At 67.5% G+C, this 20,981-nt stretch carries 14 protein-coding genes and 1 pseudogene; 12 read left to right on the top strand and 3 right to left on the bottom strand.

The annotated features are described in order from the left end of the window. Positions 1–78 precede the first annotated feature (78 nt). The gene (locus IU459_RS31665) at positions 79–2,211 is read left to right on the top strand and encodes an acyltransferase family protein (protein ID WP_195133283.1); all 2,133 of its coding nucleotides are present in this window, start codon (positions 79–81) and stop codon (positions 2,209–2,211) included. A 614-nt stretch (positions 2,212–2,825) separates the two neighbouring features. Further along, positions 2,826–4,157: a Na+/H+ antiporter NhaA gene (gene nhaA / locus IU459_RS31670; RefSeq protein WP_195133263.1), complete on the top strand. Its 1,332-nt coding sequence runs from the start codon at positions 2,826–2,828 to the stop codon at positions 4,155–4,157. Between the two features lie 285 nt (positions 4,158–4,442). Here the strand turns inward: nhaA and IU459_RS31675 are convergent, their stop codons facing one another. Beyond that, entirely contained in the window at positions 4,443–5,744 is a 1,302-nt protein-coding gene (locus IU459_RS31675; RefSeq protein WP_195133264.1) for a hypothetical protein, read from the bottom strand. Between the two features lie 316 nt (positions 5,745–6,060). Between IU459_RS31675 and IU459_RS31680 the strand changes: the two genes are divergently transcribed. The 6 genes and pseudogenes from IU459_RS31680 to IU459_RS31705 all read left to right on the top strand — a co-directional run bounded on the left by IU459_RS31680 (position 6,061) and on the right by IU459_RS31705 (position 12,184). Then, positions 6,061–6,987, top strand: coding sequence for an ABC transporter ATP-binding protein (locus tag IU459_RS31680; protein WP_195133265.1), 927 nt, complete (start codon positions 6,061–6,063; stop codon positions 6,985–6,987). Continuing rightward, positions 6,984–8,609 (top strand): polyketide antibiotic transporter, encoded by a 1,626-nt coding sequence (locus IU459_RS31685; protein WP_195133266.1) that lies wholly within the window; start codon positions 6,984–6,986, stop codon positions 8,607–8,609. Before IU459_RS31680 ends, IU459_RS31685 begins: the two co-directional genes overlap by 4 nt. Before the next feature lie 158 nt (positions 8,610–8,767). Next, positions 8,768–8,940 (top strand): annotated as a pseudogene (locus IU459_RS31690) (YnfA family protein); the annotation flags it as partial. 205 nt (positions 8,941–9,145) lie between these two features. Next, complete coding sequence (locus IU459_RS31695) at positions 9,146–9,604, top strand: GNAT family N-acetyltransferase (protein WP_195133267.1); 459 nt, start codon at positions 9,146–9,148, stop codon at positions 9,602–9,604. 401 nt (positions 9,605–10,005) lie between these two features. Next, the gene (locus tag IU459_RS31700) at positions 10,006–11,697 is read left to right on the top strand and encodes an alpha/beta fold hydrolase (protein ID WP_195133268.1); all 1,692 of its coding nucleotides are present in this window, start codon (positions 10,006–10,008) and stop codon (positions 11,695–11,697) included. A gap of 217 nt (positions 11,698–11,914) precedes the next feature. Further along, on the top strand, positions 11,915–12,184 hold the full coding sequence (locus IU459_RS31705) for a hypothetical protein (RefSeq protein WP_195133284.1): 270 nt from the start codon (positions 11,915–11,917) through the stop codon (positions 12,182–12,184). A 165-nt stretch (positions 12,185–12,349) separates the two neighbouring features. Here the strand turns inward: IU459_RS31705 and IU459_RS31710 are convergent, their stop codons facing one another. After that, positions 12,350–13,027 carry a response regulator transcription factor gene (locus IU459_RS31710; RefSeq protein WP_195133269.1) on the bottom strand — a complete coding sequence of 226 codons (678 nt, stop codon included), beginning with the start codon at positions 13,025–13,027 and terminating at the stop codon, positions 12,350–12,352. Positions 13,028–13,064: 37 nt separating this feature from the next. Then, positions 13,065–14,282 (bottom strand): sensor histidine kinase, encoded by a 1,218-nt coding sequence (locus IU459_RS31715; protein ID WP_195133270.1) that lies wholly within the window; start codon positions 14,280–14,282, stop codon positions 13,065–13,067. Between the two features lie 266 nt (positions 14,283–14,548). On the opposite strand from IU459_RS31715, the gene IU459_RS31720 reads away from it, so the two are divergent. From IU459_RS31720 to IU459_RS31735, 4 genes are all read left to right on the top strand, one after another. Beyond that, a complete protein-coding gene (locus tag IU459_RS31720; RefSeq protein WP_195133271.1) occupies positions 14,549–16,705 on the top strand; it encodes an MMPL family transporter in 2,157 nt (718 codons plus the stop codon). Between the two features lie 80 nt (positions 16,706–16,785). Then, positions 16,786–17,769 (top strand): NAD(P)-dependent alcohol dehydrogenase, encoded by a 984-nt coding sequence (locus IU459_RS31725; protein ID WP_195133272.1) that lies wholly within the window; start codon positions 16,786–16,788, stop codon positions 17,767–17,769. Positions 17,770–18,002: 233 nt separating this feature from the next. Beyond that, positions 18,003–19,226: an FAD-dependent monooxygenase gene (locus IU459_RS31730; protein ID WP_195133273.1), complete on the top strand. Its 1,224-nt coding sequence runs from the start codon at positions 18,003–18,005 to the stop codon at positions 19,224–19,226. A gap of 469 nt (positions 19,227–19,695) precedes the next feature. Beyond that, on the top strand, positions 19,696–20,859 hold the full coding sequence (locus IU459_RS31735; RefSeq protein ID WP_228838805.1) for a tyrosine-type recombinase/integrase: 1,164 nt from the start codon (positions 19,696–19,698) through the stop codon (positions 20,857–20,859). Positions 20,860–20,981 lie beyond the last annotated feature (122 nt).

Below are 20,981 nucleotides of genomic sequence, written 5' to 3' on the forward strand. Positions count from 1 at the left end.
ATGGCCGACTCTTGTTCACCACCGAACGAACCACTCCTGGGTGACCACACAGGATCCCGGGTGGCGGAACCGGGCGCGATGACCGGCAGATCGCCTCAGGCGGCGACTGCGCCTGCGGGTTCCCGCGACGCTGCCGCATCCTCGTCGGAGCGGGGCGAGTCGGTCGCTTATCGTGCGGATCTGGACGGGCTGCGGGGTGTCGCGATCGGTTTGGTGGTGATATTCCACGTCTGGTTCGGCCGGGTCTCCGGCGGTGTAGACGTGTTTTTGGTGTTGTCCGGATTCTTCTTCACCGGGTTGCTGTTGCGTCGCGCCGAGTCGACGGGGTCGGCGGGGGTGGAGGCCACGCTGCGCCGTACGGTGCGGCGGTTGTTGCCGGCGATGGTTGTCGTCCTCGCTGCGGTTGTCGTGGCGACCGTGGTCATGCGGCCGTATACGCAGTGGTCGGAGCTGTCGGCGCAGACGCTGGCGTCGTTGTTGTATTGCCAGAATTGGCGTTTGGCGTTGACGTGGTCGGATTATCTGGCGGCGGATCCGTCGGTGAGCCCGTTGCAGCATTTGTGGTCGATGTCGGTGCAGGGCCAGTTCTACCTCGCCGCCGTCGCGACCGTCGGCGTGGTGGTTTGGACGATTCGCCGTAGCGGGCGGTCTGCTGTGCTGCGGCCTGTGCTCGCGGTGATAGTCGGGGTGCTGGCTGTGGTGTCGTTCTGGTATGCCTGGCGCGGCGCGCAGACCCACCAGGGGTGGAACTATTACGACAGCCTCGCTCGCTGCTGGGAGTTGCTGGCCGGCGCCTTGCTCGCCGCCATGGCGCCGTTGCTGTCACCGCCGCGCGTGACCCGTGCCGTCCTGGCCGCCGGGGGAGCGCTGGGGGTGGTGGGCTGTGGATGGCTCATTCTCGACGGGGCAAACCGATTCCCCGGCCCGGCCGCCCTGTTGCCGGTCGGTGCCGCAGCCGCGGTGATCGTGGCGGGCAACAATCTCCCTCTCGACCAGCGGCCGTGGCCGAACCGGATGCTGGCGACGAGCACCGCGCGCTGGTTCGGCGATATCGCCTATCCCTTGTATTTGTGGCATTGGCCGATCCTGATCTTCTATCTCGCCGAACGCGGCCAACCCCATGCCGGACTTGCCGACGGCATCGTCGTTGTCGGCGCATCGATCGCGCTGGCCTGGATCACGCACCGATGGGTGGAAGAACCACTACGGCTACGGGCACAGCCGCGCGCTGAGGCGGCGGCGCCCGTGGCGGCACCGGTGGTGCGGCGTGGGGCCGTAGTGGCGGTGGCAACGCTGGCCGCCGCTGTGGTGGCGTCGACCGGCGGCTGGCTGACGGTGGTGGCCCGGATCAACCCTCCGCACGCGGTCGGCGCGTTGGATCCAAGGCTGTATCCGGGGGCGGAAGCGTTGGTTTCCGGAGCGACCGTGCCGCAAATGCGGATGCGGCCTACTCTGTTCGAAGCTCCTGGCGAGTTGCCGCCACCGACCCTGGACGGATGCATCGCGGACTGGGACACCCGCGAAATGATCACCTGTACCTACGGCGACTTGGACGCCGATCGCACACTAGCGGTGGTCGGCAGCTCCCATGCCGAACACTGGTTACCCGCGTTGCAGACGCTGGCCGCCGAACACTCCTTCCGGATTCAGGTGTATCTGAAGATGGGCTGCCCCCTCACCCTCGCCGAGGACGCGATGTACAAGGGCGAGCCCATCCCGGACTGCCGGGATTGGTCGCGAGAAGTAATCGACCGGCTCGGCGGCGATCGCCCGGACTGGGTGTTCACCACCGGCACCCGGCCACGCGATGACATCGGTGACGAAACCCCACCTGAGTACCTTGATGTGTGGTCGGCGCTGTCCGAGCGCGCCCTGAACGTGATCGCGATCCGCGACACGCCATGGCTGCGGCGGGAAAAGGTCCGCTACATGGCAATCGACTGCCTCGCCAAAGGCGGAGACCGCATCAGCTGCGGAATGCGCCGCCAAGACGCGCTGGACGAGGTGAACCCGGCGCTCGAACCGGCGTCCAGCTACCCGAACGTCTTTCCGATCGACCTCAGCGACGCCGTCTGCGAACCCACCGTGTGCGCGGTCGTCGAAGGCAACATCCTGATCTACCACGACGAACACCACTTCACGGTCAGCTACTCCCGTTCCCTGGCCGATGCCCTCGGCCACCAACTACAACCACTGCTCGGCTGGTGGTAGAACCTGACCCCGGTCCGGTCGATCGGCACGATCGGCCGCTTGACGCTTGTCGGCCCCGGGTGCCGCCACGGGCGGCGCGGCTAGCGCGTTGGCAGCAGGGTGTCTGCGGGATGCGCCCGGGGGGAGGAGTGGCCGTCGTGATGGAAACTCAGCGCGGCCATGGGCCGCTGCCCGGACCACGATCCTCGACCGCGTCGACAGACAACGCTGAACGAAGTGCGCATCCGAGTGGTGCCCGCACTGCCTAAGGGACTCGGTCGGTTTGCGCCCGCGGGTGTCTATACGGCATCTTTACGGGTGGAGCGCCGGGAAGTCTGGTCGGCAAACCCGGCCCGGATGCGGGTTCGGGCGGACCAGTGATGGGCGCACATCATGCTGAATCGAGCGATAGCCACACGGCGCGGAACCTCCGCCTCGACGCCGTTGCGCGACTTCTCCGACTCCGGCCGACCAGCGAAGGATGCGCACGTGCGCGCTGCCCGCGGTCCGGCATTCGCTGATCCAGACGCACTAGGACTGCCGCGCCGCTGTATTGGGCACGCGCCAACGCGCAGGCTGATCGAAGCTGAGGGTTGCCGGCGTGCCGCGCGTCACCGACGTCCGGCCGCAAGAATATGCGAAAGGCGAAGCTCGAAGTGACTGTTCCGGAGTCCCGCCTACGCTTGTTCTCGCGTGGTTCCTGGTCGGAGGCGCGGCGGGTCGCGGCGATCTTGCGGACCGAGACCGCTGGTGGTGTCCTGCTGATCGCGGCTGCGGCCGTCGGCCTGGTCTGGGCGAACACGCCGTGGTCGGGTGCGTATGAGACGTTGCGCAACTTCCAGCTCGGCCCCGAGAGCCTGCATTTGCGTCTTCCGCTCGAGGCGTGGGCGGCCGATGGGCTGCTGGCGGTGTTCTTCTTCGTGGTCGGGCTCGAACTCAAACGGGAGTTCGTGGCCGGTGATCTGCGGGATCCGCGCCGTGCGGCACTGCCTGTGGTGGCAGCGGTCGGGGGAATGGCGGGCCCCGCCCTGATCTTTATTGCCTTCAACCTGCGCAATGGTGATGCGCTCAACGGGTGGGCGATTCCGACGGCCACCGACATCGCGTTCGCGCTCGCGGTCCTCGCGGTCGTCAGCTCGCATCTACCGACGGCGTTACGCACCTTCCTGCTCACCCTCGCAGTCGTCGACGATCTGCTGGCGGTGACTGTGATCGCGATCTTCTACACCGACGAACTGCACCTGCCCTACCTCGGACTCGCCGCCATCCCCCTGGCCGCCTTCGCCGTGGCGGTGCAGCGCAGAATTCGCTCGCTGTGGATCCTGGTACCTCTGGCTCTGCTGACCTGGTGGCTGGTCCACCAGTCCGGCGTCCACGCCACCGTCGCCGGGGTACTGCTCGGCTTCACCGTTCCGGTTCTCCGCAAACCCGGTGACAACGATGCGCGAAACCCAGCACACCACGGCCTCGCCGAGCAATTCGAGCACCGCCTGCGACCGATCTCGGCCGGTGTCGCGGTGCCGGTGTTCGCGTTCCTGGCAGCAGGAGTCACCATCGGGGGGCTGAACGGGCTGGTCGAATCTCTCACCGACCGGATCACACTCGGCATTGCCGTCGGGCTCGTAGGCGGAAAAGTGTTCGGCATCCTCGCCACCACCTATCTGACCGCGAAACTCACCCGCGCCGAACTCGATGACGACCTGCGCTGGATCGACGTGGGCGGGGTCGCGCTGCTGGGCGGTATCGGATTCACCGTGTCCCTGCTCATCGGCGAACTCGCCTTCGCGCAGGACCCATTGCGGGAGGACCACGTCCGCATCGGGGTACTCATCGGCACTCTGTCCGCCGCATTCTTGGCCGCTGTGGTGTTGCGGCTGCGTAACCGGACCTATCGGCGCATCGCCGAAGCAGACACCCGCGACGACGACAACGACGGAATACCCGACGTCTACCAGCACCACCGATAGCACCGTGCGCACGCTCGGCTGGCGAACGCGACGTCGGAATGTCGTTGATCGCGCGAGAGGGGGCCAAGCGTGTGCATGGCGTGGCTGTATTGTTGCGTGGGCGAGGCGATCATTGTCGGCACGGAGCGAAGAGCACTGGGATGCGGCTGGCTTGCAGCACCGCGTGACTGACGGAGCCGAGCGCGGCGCCCGCGACTCGCCGCGCCCTCGACTGCCGAGTACGACCAACTGCGCGCGCTCAGGGGGGTATGCGCCATCGCTGAGGAGTGTCGGTCGGGCTGACTGTCATGTCTGCGCGGACGGTTCGTCCTCGGAGCGGCCATCTAGATGCGATGGCCCGCTTGGTCGGAATCTGTACAGCGCGACGAGTCCGAGGGCGCTGCCAATGGCAAGGGCAAGCGCCGCGATGCCTGGCGTGGCGCTGTGCGCCGGGTCTTCGCCGTGCCAGTTCCGCACTGCGTAGGGCGACACCGAAACCACCGTGGGGAGATAGAGCGCGGCGATTGCCAGCACGCCGCTCGACGCCTCGCTTGGGCGCGCCACACCGCAGCAGTAGCCCGCGGTCAGTGCGATCACGATACTGATCGCGACGAAACCCACGCTGCTGGCGCCTGTCGAGCCAGTTATGGCGAAGATCGCGATGCCCGCGATGAGCGTGATGGCGACGGCCGTCGAGGGGGCCCGGTTGCCTGCGGCTATGCCGACTGCGGCCAGCATGATCAACAGAGCTACAGCCCAGGCAGGGCGGGGAGCGTAACCGACCGCGTCCGCTGCGGCCGTGAGGCATACGGCCAAGTACACGCCGACGCCGTCGCGCCAAGGCAGCAGCATGGCCGCTGCGGTCGCACTGATGATCGTCGCGGCCACGACGATCCCGATATCCACCACGTGACTGTCGTCAGGTGCCTTGCTGAACTGCCGGCCGAGCCACTCGGTGGCCGTTAGCACTACCACTGCCAGCACGCTCGCCGCGAAGATCGGCGCCAACGGCAGCTCGCCGTCCATTCGTGGTGGCTCGGGCTCCCGGATCGGAGCCATGTGACGGAGTGTGCTGGTGATCAGCAGTGCCGCGGTCGCCACAATCAACCAGCGCGGCGGGGCCTCCGATGCTGCGTACAGATTCGGGTCGATACCCAGGGATCGCGCCAGACCGCCGAACGCGAAGAAACCGATGCCACCCAGCGCAAACCCTGCGGCGGGCAATGCCCGATGCAGTACCACCGCCCCGAGCGCGCCGAGCACCACTGCGGCACACACGGCGTCGAGGTAGTTCTGTGTGGTCAGCAGATCAGCGGAAGATACTTGCGGTGCGGCGAGGTGGTTGATCACCTGAGCCACTGAGCCCGTCGCCGCCGTCGCCCACCCGAGCACGGGCCGGCTGGTGGTGGTTATCACGACCGCGACGATCACCGCGACGATCACCGCGAGTGCGGCGCTGCGGGGCACGTTGTTGAGTAGACCCGTGAGCTGGTACGACGTCGCCGTGGGCCGAGCGCGGACGGCAACCGGGAGGAACAGCGTGACGCCGGCGACCGCCGCTGCGACGAAGGCCGTCGCCGCATCGATGACCTCGCCGGTTCTGCTCACGGTTGCCCGAGGCGCTCGTGATCGCACCACGACTCAATGATTGCCGCGAATTGTCCGCATACGGCAACTGAAGCAGAACATCTACGCAATGTCTTGAACGTTGGCAATGCTCGGCAGGGGGCCGGTTCCCGATCTTGCCCACGCTGCTCCGACAGGCCTGAACGGATCCGGCACGCCGAGCGCGGGATTGCTCGCGGCCATTGCCGGACCGTCCATCGAAAGCCCGCGGTGACGGCCGCAGCGGCGTATCTTTCTTCTCAGGTGCGCCGGGAAGTCTGGTCGGCATGTCGGATTCGCTGACCTTGGAAGGGCTTCCATGTCCACTGCAGCGGCGCTGTCCGCGCGCGCCATCGATACCCACGCGGCCGTCTTGATCGAGCATCTGTCCAAGCGCTTCGGCCGCACTGTCGCGGTCGACGACCTCACCCTGACCGTCGATTCCGGCGAGGTGTTCGGGTTCCTCGGGCCCAACGGGGCGGGGAAGTCGACCACCATCCGGCTGCTTCTCGGGCTGATCCGCCCTACCGCCGGCACAGTGCGGGTGTTCGGTGCCGACGCCGACGACGTGCGACGTGCGCACCACCACCTCGCCTACGTGCCCGCCGACGTGGCCTTGTGGCCGTCGTTGACCGGCGCCGAGACACTCGAACTGCTCGCCCGGGTAGGCCGGGGCACCGACTTGGCGTACCGCGCCGAGTTGATCGACCGTTTCGCCCTCGACGTGGACAAACCGGCCAAGACCTACTCGACCGGCAACAGGCAGAAAGTCGCTTTGGTCGCGGCGTTCGCTTCTCGGGCGCCGCTGCTGGTCCTGGACGAGCCGACCAGCGGGCTGGACCCGTTGATGGAACGCGAGTTCCGGCAGTGCGTCGCGGAGGCCCGGGATCGCGGGCAGACGGTGTTTTTGAGTTCGCACATGCTCGGCGAGGTCGAGGCGTTGTGCGATCGGGTCGCGATCCTGCGTTCCGGTCGGCTCGTCGAGATCGCAACCCTGGCTGAGCTGCGTCGGCTGCACCGCACCATCGTGGAGGTCGCCTACCAGGGCGAGGCGCCGACGCTGAGCGATGTGGACGGTGTCGAGGCCGTCGAAGCGCTCGACGAAGGACGGATGCGGTTCACACTGTCCGGGCCTGCGGCACCGGCGCTGCGCGCGCTCGCCGCGGCACAGGTGACGACGCTGTCCTCACGCGAGCCCACCCTCGAGGAGATCTTCCTCGACTACTACGGGCAGGCACGGCGATGACCGCTACCAAGGCCGGCCCGGAGCGGGTGAACGTCTCCGCGCCGGGGCGGGCGGCGGCCCGGCTCATCCTGCGCCAGGCACGGCGCGGGGCGGCGATCGTCGCGCTCACCGCCACCGGCCTGTCGGCTCTCGTCGCGGCCCAGTACCGCACCACCTTCGCCGACAGCATCGACGCCGATGCCATGCGCGCACTGGCCGAGAACCCGGCCGTGCGCATCCTGTTCGGCGCTCCGCTCGCCCTCGACGATCCCGGTGGGTTCACCGTCTGGCGCACCGGTACCCCCGTCCTGGTGCTGTGCGGCGTATGGGCGCTGCTGGCTGCCACCCGACTCACCCGCGGCGAGGAGGACGCCGGGCACTGGGACCTGCTGCTCGGCGGCAGGCTGCGCCGGGCGGACCTGCTCGTGCGCTGTGTCGGCACGCTGTGGCTGGCCTCCATCGTGATCGCACTCGGGGTCGGGGCCGGGCTGGTCGTGACCGGCACCGACCGCACTGGAGCGGTCCTGCACGCGGTATCCGTGTTCGGCACGACCGCCGCCTTCGCGGGCGTGGGATTGCTTGCCGCGCAACTGCTGCCGTCGCGGGCAGCGGCCACCGGGCTCGCCTCGGCTGTGCTCGGGGTGTGCCTGCTGCTGCGGATGCTCTCCGACGGTGTCGCCGCGCTCGCCTGGACCGCGTGGCTGACCCCGTTCGGCATCGCCGCGCGTGTCGCACCGTACGCGGAGAACAGGGTCGAGCCGTTGTTCGTCCTGCTGGTGTTCGCCGTTGCGCCAGCCGTGTGCGCGCTCGTCGCCGTCGGCGGACGTGACCTCGGCGGTGCCGTGATCACCCTGTCCGACACCCGCGCAGCCCGGACCCGTCTACTCGGATCAGTGACCGGTTTCGCTGTGCGGCGTGCTCTTGCGCCCACCACCGGCTGGGCGGTAGGGATCGCCGCCTACTTCTTGCTGATTGGTGCGTTGATCTCCTCGATCCTCGAATTCTTCGAGAAAAACCCGCGTTTCGCCGAGCTCGCCGCGGCGGCGGGTTTCGGGGGCCTCGGGTCGGCTACCGGATTCGCCGCGGCGCTGTTCGCACTGCTCGCCATCCCGTCCGGGCTCTACACCGCCACCCGGATCACAGCCATCGCCGCCGATGAGAAGGCGCGCCGCTGGACAGCCCTGCACGCTCTGCCGCTGTCGCGGTACCGCTCGGCGGGAACCGAAATCGCAATCACCGCCGCGGGTCTCGGAGCTCTGCTGCTCACCGCCGCGGTCGCGATGTGGGCTGGTGCGGTGCTCACCGATGCGCCGCTCGGCCTGGGTGACGCCCTCACCGGTGCCGCCAACGTCGCCCCGGTGGCCCTGCTCGCGCTCGGCGCCGCGGTACTGGCACTGGGCTGGTACCCCGATGCCGTCGGCGTGATCGGCGCGGTGCCCGTCGCCGGAGGATTCCTCCTCGACGTCATAGCCCAGAGCACCGGCGCACCGGCCTGGGTCCGCGAGATCTCCCCGTTCGCCCACCTCGCCGCCGTACCCGACGCCGCACCGGACTGGCCCGCGACCGCCGCGCTCACCACCATCACCGCCGCCATGGCAGCGATCGGACTGTACGGCTACGCCCACCGCGACCTGAGAGGCTGACGGTACGGTAATCAGTTCAGTCTGTCGCACCGCGACTGCAGGCACATGGGGTAGAGGTGTGGGGACCGGAGCTCGGGGGACGGTTCGACCCGCGCAATATCACGCACCCGATGATGATGAGCATGCTCGACGGGCTCAGCGAGTCCGACTCCGCGACCGACGCCGAGTTCGGACGCGTCCTCGCCGCCTACGGCGGGGTGTTCGTGGCAGCCTCACTGCTGTGGGGCACGGCAATCGATGGTTTCCGCCCCGACCGCTGGGCGTCACCGGCGCGCTCCTCATCTGCCTGGCCGGTGTTGCCGCCATCAGGTACGCACCCCGCGCCGCCTGAATCTCGACCGCGGCCGATGTCCGGGACTGCGCAGTCGGACCCCGCTGCGGGCTGCCGATCGGTTGTGATGATCGCGCGGAAGACACGATCTCATCGTCACCGATATGAACGGGGTTTCCCGACAGTCCGGTGCCCGAGGCGGCAGTGGCACAAGGCGTGTGGAAATCGTTTCTGCGATCCAGGTCGGCTCGGGTGTACTGACGATATGACGATCACACCTCCCGTGGTGCGTGCCGCTGGTCCCGTCGATCTGTCGGCGGTGCTGGAGTTGGCGGTCGCGTTCTACTCCGAGGACGGTTTCACCACCGGCGAAGGCGAATTGCGTGACAACCTCGCGATGTTGCTGGCATCGTCCGCGGCGCGGATCGCCGTGGCGCATTCCGCGGATCAGTTGCTCGGCTTCGCTATCACCACCACCGGTTTCGGCTTGGAGAACGGACTGGTCGCCGAACTCCAGGATCTGTTCGTCGTGCCCGCCGCGCGCCGCCGCGGGGTGGGCGGCCGGCTCATCGAGGACAGCGTGGGGTGGGCGCACGAGCGAGGTTGCCGGTCTCTGGAGTTGGTCATCGCGCCGAACGGCGGCGAGGTCGGGCACTTGTTCGCCTACTACCTCGCGCGCGGATTCCAGGACGAGGGCCGTCGCCTGATCAGCAGGCGGCTGTGATTCGACCGGTCCTCAGATCGACCTTCCGCCAGATCTACGGTGGGTACCCCGCCGGACTCATGGAGCACCCGGCACGCCTTGTTGAACACCCGCCATTTACGAAACGTTTGTCAGATACCGTGCCGGAGAAGCCGACCTGGGTGTGACTCGCAGCGTTTGATGGCGCTGTTCTCGCACTATCGGATGGCGCGGATTGCACCGACCACCGGTGTCTCTGAGCCGAAGCGCGGTAGTTATTACATAGGTGGGGGCCAGTTGTGGTTCGGCCGCTCTTCTTGCCGGTCGGTGTCATGGTTGAGTAGTTGCCTGACAGCAGTGGCGACTCGTCATCGAGCCGGTTAGGTTGGCTACGGTCTGTCGCGGGACGAGGGGAGTTGCCTGTGCGGCGTTCGGTGGGGCCGATGTCCCGGATATCTATTCTGGTTCTCGCGCTGAGTCTTTCGGGCGGGTACGCGGCCGCCGACAGCGGCAGTTACAACCTCGAATTCGGTCCGACACCGCTGGCCCGCATAGCCGATCCGAGTGAATCCCTACCGGCCCCCGCGGCCATCGCGGATCAGAGTCTGGCCTGGAAGCCGTGTCGCGAAACAGGGCTTCAGGACCTCCTGAATGGCGAGGTAGCGGCGGCGGCGCGTACGGCGCTGCTCGACGGGTTGCAGTGCGCGAGCGTGCAGACGCCGCTGGATTGGTCGGATCCCGCAGCAGGGCCGACCGTGAGTTTCGAGATTTCGCGACTGCCGGGACGAGGCATGAGACGTCCCCTGCTGACGAGTCCCGGAGGCCCCGGCGCCGGCACCCTGCTCAATCCCATCCAGTGGGCCACCGCTATTCCGAAGCTACGTGACTCCTATGACCTCATCGGATTCGACCCGCGCGGCACAAGCCTGTCGAGCACCGCGGCCGACTGTAACGTGAACAGTTCCGGCGATCCGCAGCTGCTGGCGACCGGCCGCAACGACGGCGCCGACATCCTCGATTTCTCGCCGGCGTCGGTGCACCGACAGCTGTCGCAGGCCAAAGCATGGATCCAGTCTTGCGTGCAGCGGTCGGCGCGGACGCCGACCGGCAGGACTGTTCTCGGTGCTGTGGACTACTGGCAGACGGTGCGGGACCTGGATCTGGTGCGGTCGCTGCTGGGCGCCCCGACGTGGAGCTACCTCGGCGCCTCCCAGGGGACCGCGCTCGGGCTGGAGTTGGCGCGCACGTTCCCCGGCAATATCGACCGGCTAGTGCTCGACTCGATCGTCGATCCGGCCCGCTCCCTCGCCGACGCGCACCGAGACCGCGTTCTGCACCAGCAGCGGACAATCGAGGATGCGTTCGCCCCCTGGCTCGCCACCCGCGGCACACCCTTCGGAGACAGTCGTGAGGCCGTCCTCGCCGCGCTCACGCGGATGCGTGCCGACCTGACGGCCCACCCCCTCGCGCTGCCCCTCGATCGAACCTTCAGCGGAAACGACTTGAACACAGTCCTCTTCGGTGTCGGCAACGGACCGTATGAGGCATTGGAGTGGAAGTTGCTCACCCTGCGCGCCGCGATGGATAGCCCGTCTCTCGCCGCGCGGCTGAACGCAGCCGTGACCTTTCGCCTACCGCCACTCACCGACGAGCTCAATGGGGACCTCGTCCAGGCCGGCTCCCGAGTCGGCTGGTGGACCGCACGCAACTGCAACGACGCCGGCTGGAGCCACGACCTCGACGAGATCGTCACCACCGCACAACAACTCGCGGCCCAAGCACCGCTGACCTACCTCGGCATGGGTTTCACCGCGGCCTGCGCCTTCTGGCCCGAACCACACCACGACCCGAACCCAGCACCTCTCGATCACATCACATCAGCCCTGCTGATCAGCAACGAGAAGGATCCGGTTACACCGATCTCCGGAGCTCGAGCTGCACACGCCGCTATCCCGGATTCCCGGCTCATCACAGTCCCCGGCACACAGCATCACCTGGTCCTGCCACAAACCATGCCCAACGGCCTACCCGGCTCGATCCCCACCACCAGCACCTGCGCCACCTCCGCAGTCATCGAATACCTCATGCACGGCCAACTCCCGGACACCGATACAACCTGTCGAGCCGACCGATAACGACTCGTTCATCGAGCGGCGCTGGGAACCCGCGTAGCGAATCAAGGCAGCGGCAGTGGACCTACCAATGGTGTCGTGGTAACGATCGTTCGCGAGACACTTTGCGCGGCAGCGCGTTTCCGCAGGCGGGATGTGTAAAGCAGCCCGTGTACGCGGCAACGACAATCTGTCGAGGGTTCGCCTGCGCAGCGAATCCTGCACAGCGCCACGGGCCAGCATGAGATGGCGCTCGACCGGCAGTGGGCAGATGCCGGATCGCGCCGACCATGCGACCGCGCTGTTCGCGGCGGGAGCGGGGGTTTCCTTCGAAGATCTGGAACAAGTGCTCAGCCCGGAGCCACTCGGTGTGGTGCTCGGCTTGGCGGTCGGCAAGACCGCGCGGGAAGTTGAAGTCTGGTCGGCAGTCAGCTGGCCGACATCAACGAAGGCGTCGACGCACAGCATCCGGTGGAAGCGGCGCCCGTGCCTGGGACGGTTCTCGAACTGACTGTCCGCGGCGTCCCTCCGACCGCCCAAACCTGAACTGCCAATCGGTACCACGCCGTAATCCGCTCGATATCGACAATATCGAGCAGGCGGGCGACCGCCGTGCCGCCGCCTTCACCCGCGCCGCCCCACCAGGCCGGCCTGCCGCGACGTGACGCCTGATCGGTCAATGACCAATGCTGTTGTCGCCGGCTTCGACCAGGCCGCTCTCGTAGGCGAAGACGACGATCTGGGCGCGGTCGCGTAGGCCGAGTTTCGTGAGGATGCTCGAGACGTGGGACTTGACCGTCGCGGCTCCGATGAACAGTTGCGCGGCGATCTCGGCGTTGCTGGCTCCACGCGCGACGGCGACCATGACGTCGCGTTCCCGGTCGCTGAGCCGTTGCAGGCGGCTTGTCACGGCGGTGTCTATGGTGAGACGGCGTGCGAACCGGCCGATCAAGCGGCGAGTGATCGAGGGTGCGAGCAGTGCACCACCGTCGGCCACGGTTCGCACAGCTGCGGCCAGTTGGTCGGCGGGCATGTCTTTGAGCACGAAGGCGCTGGCACCGGCCCGCAGCGCCCGGTAGACGTATTCGTCGGGGTCGAATGTGGTCAAGATCAGCACCCGGACGTCCCAATCCGCCTCAGCCATAATTCTGGCGGTCGCTTCGAGTCCATCCATTTCGGGCATGCGGATGTCCATCAGGATCACGTCCGGACGATGCCGGTGCGCCGCCTCGATCGCCTCGAGTCCGGTTCCGGCCTCGGCCACCACTTCGATGTCGGGGTGGATCCGCAGCACCATCGTGAAGCCGGTGCGGACCAGGGCCTGATCGTCGACGACGATGACGCGGACACTCATGCCGGGATATGCCCCGGCGCGAATGGGTTCTCGGAATTCACGGCTGCGGCCCTCCAATGGGTAGCTGGGCGAGCACTCGGAAACCGCCGCCGGGTCGCGGGCCCGTCTGGAGGCTGCCACCCAACAGTAGGGCCCGTTCGCGCATACCGATGATCCCGTGACCGGCCGGGCGCTTGTCGATACTCGGCCCCGGTCGTGTCGCGCGGCCGTCATCGAGTACTTCTATCGTGATGCCCTGACCACACTGCGTGCCGCGTAGGTGCACTTCGGTCCGGGTCCGCGGGCCGCTGTGCTTGAGCACGTTGGTCAGCGCTTCCTGCACGATGCGATACGCCGACAGTTCCACGCGAGCCGCCAAGGGGGTACGAACGTTCTCGGTCGTGATCGAGATATCGAGGCCCGCTCGGCGCACCTCCTCGACGAGACCGGGAAGGTCGGCAAGGCCGGGTTGCGGACCGAGCCCGTCATGATCGAGGTCCGGCCGCAGCACTCCCAGCAGATGGCGCAGTTCGTCCAGCGCTTGACGCCCGGCGTCCTCGACCGCGGCCATCGCCTGGTGGGCCGCCTCGGGGTCGTGGGTGGCCACGACCTTGGCGGCCCCGGCTTGCACCGTCATCATGCTCACTCGGTGAGCGACCACATCGTGGAGTTCGCGGGCGATGCGGGTACGTTCCTCGGTGCGGATCCGGCGTTCCTCGTCGGCTTGTTCCCGGCGCAGCCGCTCGGCGCGTTCGGCGCGCAGACGCAACCGGCGGCCGACGTACCACGCCAGTTCCATGGCGACGAGGCCGGTGACGATCTCCGCCCAGGTGGCGTGCGCGAGCAGGCCATCGACGGTGACCACGACAAAGCCACCCCCGACACCGACATAGCCCCGTCTCAGCTCGCCGGAGTAGCGCCCCGTGCTGTACAGCGCGACGATCGCCATGCCGCCGAAGTCGGAATTCTCCGAAATCAACGCCACGACCAGCCAGGACAGCAGCGTCACCGCCAGGACCGGCACGGGTGCGCTGCGGCGCCAGTACAGCGCCGCGCTCGCCACAGCGGAAACCAGCAGCACGGCGACGGGTACCGAACCGGTTGATCGGAGGGCGATCGCGTCTCCGGGCGCGTCCACGACGTGCACGGCCAGCAGGAACATCGTGACCGCGAGGCTGGCGTCCGAGATGCGTGGCCAGCGGGTGAACGGGCCCCGGAATCGCTTCGACGTGCCATGCGGCGCAGGCGAGGACCGGAGCGCGGTGCGGTCTGTCATCGCCCCGGGACCCGGTGGCCGTTGCGAGATGAGTCGATGCGCACCAGGCAACGGTAGGCCACACCGGGACGGGCAGTCATCACGCTCCGTGCGGATACCGCCTCCGCCGCCAGGAGGAGGACTGCGGCCCGGCAACCCGACGCGCGGGGGGAAGCGAATCCTCTTGCGGCGGGCGACCGCGCAGGTGCCTGCCGCCCACGATGGAACCCGTTGTCCACCAAGCGCCTTCGGAACAACCGGCGGCCATCGCCCAGGAGCCCGTGATCATGAACCGACTAACCCGCCGCATCGGCGACATCAGTGCCCGCCGCCCCTGGGCAATCATCGCTGCCTGGGTGGCCACTGTCGCCCTCGTGTTGACACTGGCCGGGACTGCGGGCGGCCCGTTCATCGACGACTTCGTCGCGCCGGGCAGCCAGAGCGAGCAGGCAATGGAACTGCTCGAGCAACGCTTCCCCGAAGCGGCCGACGGCAGTGCCATGGCGGTTTTCGCCGCGCCGCCGGGGGAGCGGCTCGACGGTTACCGCTCCGCCGTCGATGCCGCGGGTGTCCTGGTCGCCGACGTGGAGCACGTCGCCGCGGTGACCGACCCGTTCGCCACGGGCACAATTTCTCCCGACGGGCGGATCGGCTACGCCGAAATCACCTTCGATCTGCCGTCGACCGATCTGGGGCCGAAAGTACTGGACGCGCTTTTCGCGGCGATGGCACCGGCACGGGACGCCGGTGTCACGGCGGAACTCGGTGGCGACGCGGCGTTCATCAACGCCGATACCGAGACCTCGGGTGCGGAGGCCGCTGGTGTGCTGGCCGCGCTGATCGTGCTGGTCGTCGCGTTCGGCAGCATCGTGGCCGCACTACTTCCGATAGCGCTGGCCGTGATCACGGTTGCCGCCGGAGTCGGTGGCATCGTGGTACTGGCCGCCGCCCTGGACGTCTCCTCGGCGGCACCGACGATCGGCGCGATGATCGGCCTCGGTGTCGGCATCGATTACGCCCTGTTCATCGTGGCCCGCTACCGCGAGAACCGCGCCGCTGGCCAGCACAACGCGGCAGCGCTGTCCAACGCGATGGGAACCGCGGGCTCCGCCGTGCTGTTCGCGGCCGGCACCGTCGTCGTGGCCATGACAGCCCTCGTGCTGACCGGTGTCGGATTCCTGACCTCGATCGGTCTCAGCACCTCGCTGGTGGTGCTGATTGCCGTCACGACCGCGCTCACGTTGTTGCCTGCGCTGCTGTCACTGCTCGGCGACCACATCGACGCCGGGCGCCTGCTTGGCCGCGATCGCCCAGCCCTGCAGCCGACGGGCACGGCGTGGTGGCGCTTCGCGCATCGGATCGCCGCGCGGCCGTGGCCGTATCTGATCGTCGCCGCAGTGGTGCTGATGGCATTGGCAGCCCCGGCTTTCAGCATGCGCACGGGCTTCCCGGACGCCGGTGACGACTCGACGAGCACCACGCACCGCCGCGCCTACGACCTGCTTGCCGACGGTTTCGGGCCGGGCTTCAACGGCCCGCTGTTGCTTGTCGCCGATCTGCGCAGCCCGGGAGTCGATGCCGGGCACATTCCTGCGCTGGCCGAGCGCATCGCCGCCGACGACGGGATCGTGGCCGTGGGCGTGCCCCGGACCTCGTCCGCCGGTGACACGGTCGTGCTGTCGGCGATACCCGCCACCGGTCCCGCGGACGCGGCGACGGCGGAAACCCTGCGGCGCGTCCGCGACCTTCTGCCGGACAACGTCGCCGTCTCGGGCCTGACAGCGATGACCGACGATCTCACCGAACGGCTGGACGAAGCCCTGCCGGTCTTCGTCGCCGCGATCCTGGCCGCGTCGTTTCTGCTGCTGATGGTGGTGTTCGGCTCCCTCGCGATACCGCTGAAGGCGGCGGTGATGAACCTGCTGTCGATCGGCGGGGCCTACGGCATCGTGGTCGCGGTGTTCCAGTGGGGCTGGTTCGCCGCCGTATTCGGTCTGGAGCGGACCTATCCGATCCCCTCACCGATGCCGACGATGTTCTTCGCCATTCTCTTCGGCCTGTCCATGGACTACGAGGTGTTCCTGCTCTCACGTATCCGCGAGGAATTCGACGCCACCGGCGACAATGCCGAGTCGGTCGCACGGGGGTTGGCGGGTACGGGCCGCGTGATCACCTCCGCCGCACTGATCATGACCGCGGTGTTCCTCGGCTTCGTCGCGAGCCCATCGCCGCTGGTGAAGATGATGGGTCTGGGTCTGGCCGTCGCCATCGTGCTGGACGCGACGATCGTCCGGATGGTGCTGGTACCCGCCACCATGGCAGTGCTGGGCCGGGCCAACTGGTGGATGCCCCACTGGCTCGGCTCGTTCCTCCCGCGAGCGCGCAAGCACGATATCGAGCCGCCGACCGGGACTGCGCCGATTCCAGCCACCGAGCGCGGCTGATTCTCCCGCCGCGCAAGCGCTCTCCCCGTGTCATCCGAACCGCGCGGTCAATCGCTCGACCACCCGTACGAAGGAAACGAATGAAAGCGATCGTTCAAGACGAATACGGTGCACCGGACGATGTCCTGGAACTCCGTGACATCGATCCTCCGGCGCCGGAGGACAGTTCGGTGCTGGTCCGGGTGGACGCGACATCGGTAAACCCCGCCGACTGGCACTTGATCAGAGGCGTTCCATACATCGCCCGTCTGCAGCTGGGGCTGCGGCGCCCGCACCATACGGTGCCCGGCTGCGATGTGGCGGGGCAGGTGGAAGCGGTCGGTGCGAACGTCACCGGATTTCGGCCCGGAGACGAGGTATTCGGAAGCCCGTTCCTCCGCGGCTTCGGTACCTTCGCCGAATACGTCTGCGTCCCAGCAGATCTCCTGACACACAAACCGGAGAACCTCTCCTTCGAGCAGGCCGCGGCGGTACCATTGGCCGCGACGACGGCCCTACAGGGACTACGTGATCACGGACGGATCGGTCCAGGGAAGCATGTGCTGATCGTCGGCGCGGCGGGCGGTGTCGGCACATTCGCCGTGCAGCTCGCCGAGCACTGGGGCGCCGAGGTGACCGGTGTGTGCGGCACGGGAAATGCCGACCTGGTCCGATCCCTCGGCGCGGACCACGTCATCGACTACACCCGAGTAGATTTCACCCGCGGCGCGCGACGCTATGACGTCGTCTTCCAATTGTCGGGAACCCGCGCCCCATCGGACTACCTGCGTGTACTCACACCCGGCGGCACGCTGGTGCTGGCCGGCGGTGACTCCGACGGCCGCTGGATCGGCGCTGTGGATCGCCTGCTCGCCGCTCGCCTGCTGGCTCCATTCGTGAGCCAGCGCTTGACGAGCCTCACGGTCGCTCCGAGCACGGCAGATCTGGCGCTGCTCCGGGATGTCATCGAGGCGGGCGAGGTGACCCCCGTCATCGACCGCAGCTACCGCTTGGACGAACTGCCCGCTGCCATCCGCTACCTGGAGCAGGGCCACGCGCGCGGCAAGATCGTCATCGTGCCGTGAAGCAGCTCGAGTACCCGTGCGTGCCTTGCCGCCGGGGATACGACCAAGCGCCTCGCGGCGCACTCCGCACATGCCGAGTTCAGGGCGTTCGCAGGAACGCGGACACGGTCTCGGGTGCACCGATGAATTCCGGGCGGATCCGTCGTCGATACCTCTGGATACACCGACAGCGGTGGGTCGGAACAGAAGCAATCGATCCGGACAGTGATTCGGCGGGGTAAGTGGGAGGCGCAGTGAGCGGTACCAGAGTGTTGGTGGCAGGAGCGAGCATTGCAGGGCCCGCGCTGGCCCACTGGTTGCACCGGCGGGGAGCCGTGGTGACCGTGGTGGAGCGGGCCGCCGAACTGCGTCCCGGTGGCCAGGCCGTGGACGCGCGTGGAGTGACCAAGGAAGTCATCCGGCGGATGGGGCTGGACCCGGCGGTACGCGCGGCCTGCACCCAGACCATCGGCGCGCACACCGTGGACGTGGACGGGAACGTTCTGGAGACCTTCCGCGTGGACGACGACGGCGGCGACGGATTCATCGCGGAGATCGAGATCCTGCGCGGTGACTTGTCGCAGGTGCTCTACGAGGACACCCGTGACGATGTCGAATATATCTTCGGCGACCGGATCGCCGAGCTCTCCCAGGACGCGGACGGGGTCGAGGTGGTCTTCGACAGCGGTAACCGGCGGCGTTTCGAACTGGTGGTCGGAGCCGACGGGCTGCATTCGGCGCTGCGCACAATGGTTTTCGGGCCGCACGAGCAGTTCGTCCGCCACCTCGGGCACGTGCTGGCCTTCTACAGCGTGCCCAACGAGTTCGGGCTCGACAAATGGCTGATCGAGTACCAGGAGTCCGGACGCTCGGCCGGACTACGGCCGATACAGGACGCCACCCGGGCGATGGCCATGTTCTCCTTCCCCGCGGCCGACGTCGATGTCGATTACCGCGATATCGAGGCCCAGAAGCGGCTGCTGCGTGAGCGGATGGACGGCCTGGGCTGGTTGACCCCGCGCATCCTCGCGCATCTGGACGATACCCCGGACTTCTATCTCGACCAGGTCGCCCAGGTCGTGATGGATCGCTGGTCGCGTGGGCGAGTGGGGCTGCTCGGCGACGCGGCGTTCAGCTCCTCCCCGATGTCGGGCCAGGGCACTGGGCTGGCCCTGGTCGGCGCCTGCGTGCTGGCCGGCGAGCTGGCTGCTGCCGAGTGGAATCCAGAGATCGGTTTCGCCCGCTACGAGGCGCGGATGCGCTCGTTCGTCGAGGCCAATCAGGAGATCGCCCAATTGAACGCCCGCAGCCGCGACCTCCCCGGGTCCGATGCCGAGCCGGGCCCCGATTTCACCGGAGAGTGGTTCGCCGAGCTGGTCGAGCGCGCGATCAATGGGGTCGAACTGCCCGACTACGCGGGGCTGCCGGACTCCGGAGTCCTGGCCGGACCGCCGACTGCCTCATCGGCCAAGCCGTAGGTGTCACATAGCGTGTCGAACGGGACAAACACTTTAGTAGGACACCGTCGCACTGCGCCCGCCCATGCCGCGTCTGGTCTGGGTCTTGGCGGCATCGTGGGTTATGAATGCTTCCGACGGCGACGAGCACGGACACCGGGTACTTCGGATGGTCGGTAAGGGGTCGAAGATCGTGTTGGTGCCGTTGCCGCCGGCGATCGGACGGGCGATCGACCGTGCCGTCGAGGCTCGGCAGATCGGGCCGATTCTGTTGAATTCGCGGGGTCGGCGGATGGATCGGCATTGCGCGACTCGCCGGTTGCGGTGTTCGGCCGCGGTGGCGGTGGTGCGGTTACCTCGGATGCATCCGCATATGCTGCGCCATATTGTCCCCGCTTAGTTTGCGTGTTGCGATAAGCCCGAAAGGGGCGGGCGGCCTCTGTGTTTGGCTGTTGCGCCGGGGCGTGTGGCGTTTCTACTGTCGGCGTCCATGATCCTGAGCTTCTACTCGTCGCAGGGCTGGGAGTCCTGGGACGTCGAGCATCGGCCGGTGATTCCGGAGGGCATGCCGGTGCTGGTCGATGTCGATTTGTTGTTCGAGAACGGGCCGGGCGCGGCGCGGCCGACCGTGGTGGTGAATCAGTGGCTGCGGTTGCTGCCGGCCAGCGGCGCGCCGTCGCCGAACACGTGGGAGGCGTATGCGCGAGCGGTGCGGGATTGGATGGTGTTCCTCGCCGAACACGGTGTGAGCCTGTTCGATTCGCGGGACCGGTTGAAGCTCGCGCTGAGCCGGTACGCCGAGCATCGAGCTACCGGGCCGCTGCCGCGGCGGCTCGCGGCGACCACGTGGGGCCAGCACATGAGCATCCTGTCGCTGTTCTACAAGTGGGCGATCGAAGAGGGCCTGGCGGCTGCGGAGCCGTTCACCTACCGGACCGCTCGAGCGTTGTTCGGCGGCACCGGTCGTGAGGTGAAAGTAAATCTGGCGGTGCGCCGGACACCGAAACCGCACGTGACGATCAAGTACTTGGAGCCGGACTTCGCCGCACTGTTCCTGGCCGGGCTGCGGGGTCTGGCACCCGATGGTGTCCTCGACACCGGATACCACGGCCGCGAGCTGGCCCGCAACGGCGCGATCGGAGAACTGGCACTCTTGATTGGGTTGCGGCTGCAAGAGTTCACCCACCTGCTGACCTACGAAATCCCCGCTCTGCCAGCGGAACCCACTGTTGTTCCGATCCCGTTCCCGGTCGCGTCAGGGATCACGAAGGGCCGCAAGTTCCGCATCACCTGGATCTCCTACGAGGCGCTGGCGGCACTGCATCGATACATAGACCTCGACCGAGCGATGACCGCCGAGGGCTCGGTCTGGCGGCCACGGCGCGGCGAGCCGCTGCTGGTCACCGAGCCCGACGCGCGCGGCGGCCGGATCAATGGCGTCCGTCGGGCCTGGGAGACATTGACACCGCAGGAGCGGCTTCGACTGGTGGCACCCGGCGGCGGTTCCTGTCTGATCGCATTGCGCAGCGATGGCGGCCCGTTCACTGCCTGGGCGACGGTGTTCGAACGCACCTCCGATCGTTTGCGGGCCCGGTTCGAGCCGCGGTTCCCGCATGTTCATCCGCACCGGCTGCGGCATTTTCTCTCCGCTTAGTTGTCGTGTTGCGATAGCTGCTGATCCTGTTGCAGTGCTGGATGTTTGGTGTTGTGTCGAGTCGTGTGGTGTTTCTACTGTCACCGCTCGTGATTCTGAACTTCTTCTCCGCGCAAGGCTGG

Origin of the sequence: Nocardia amamiensis (genome assembly GCF_015477605.1) — a bacterium.
GTDB classification, from domain to species: domain Bacteria; phylum Actinomycetota; class Actinomycetes; order Mycobacteriales; family Mycobacteriaceae; genus Nocardia; species Nocardia amamiensis_A.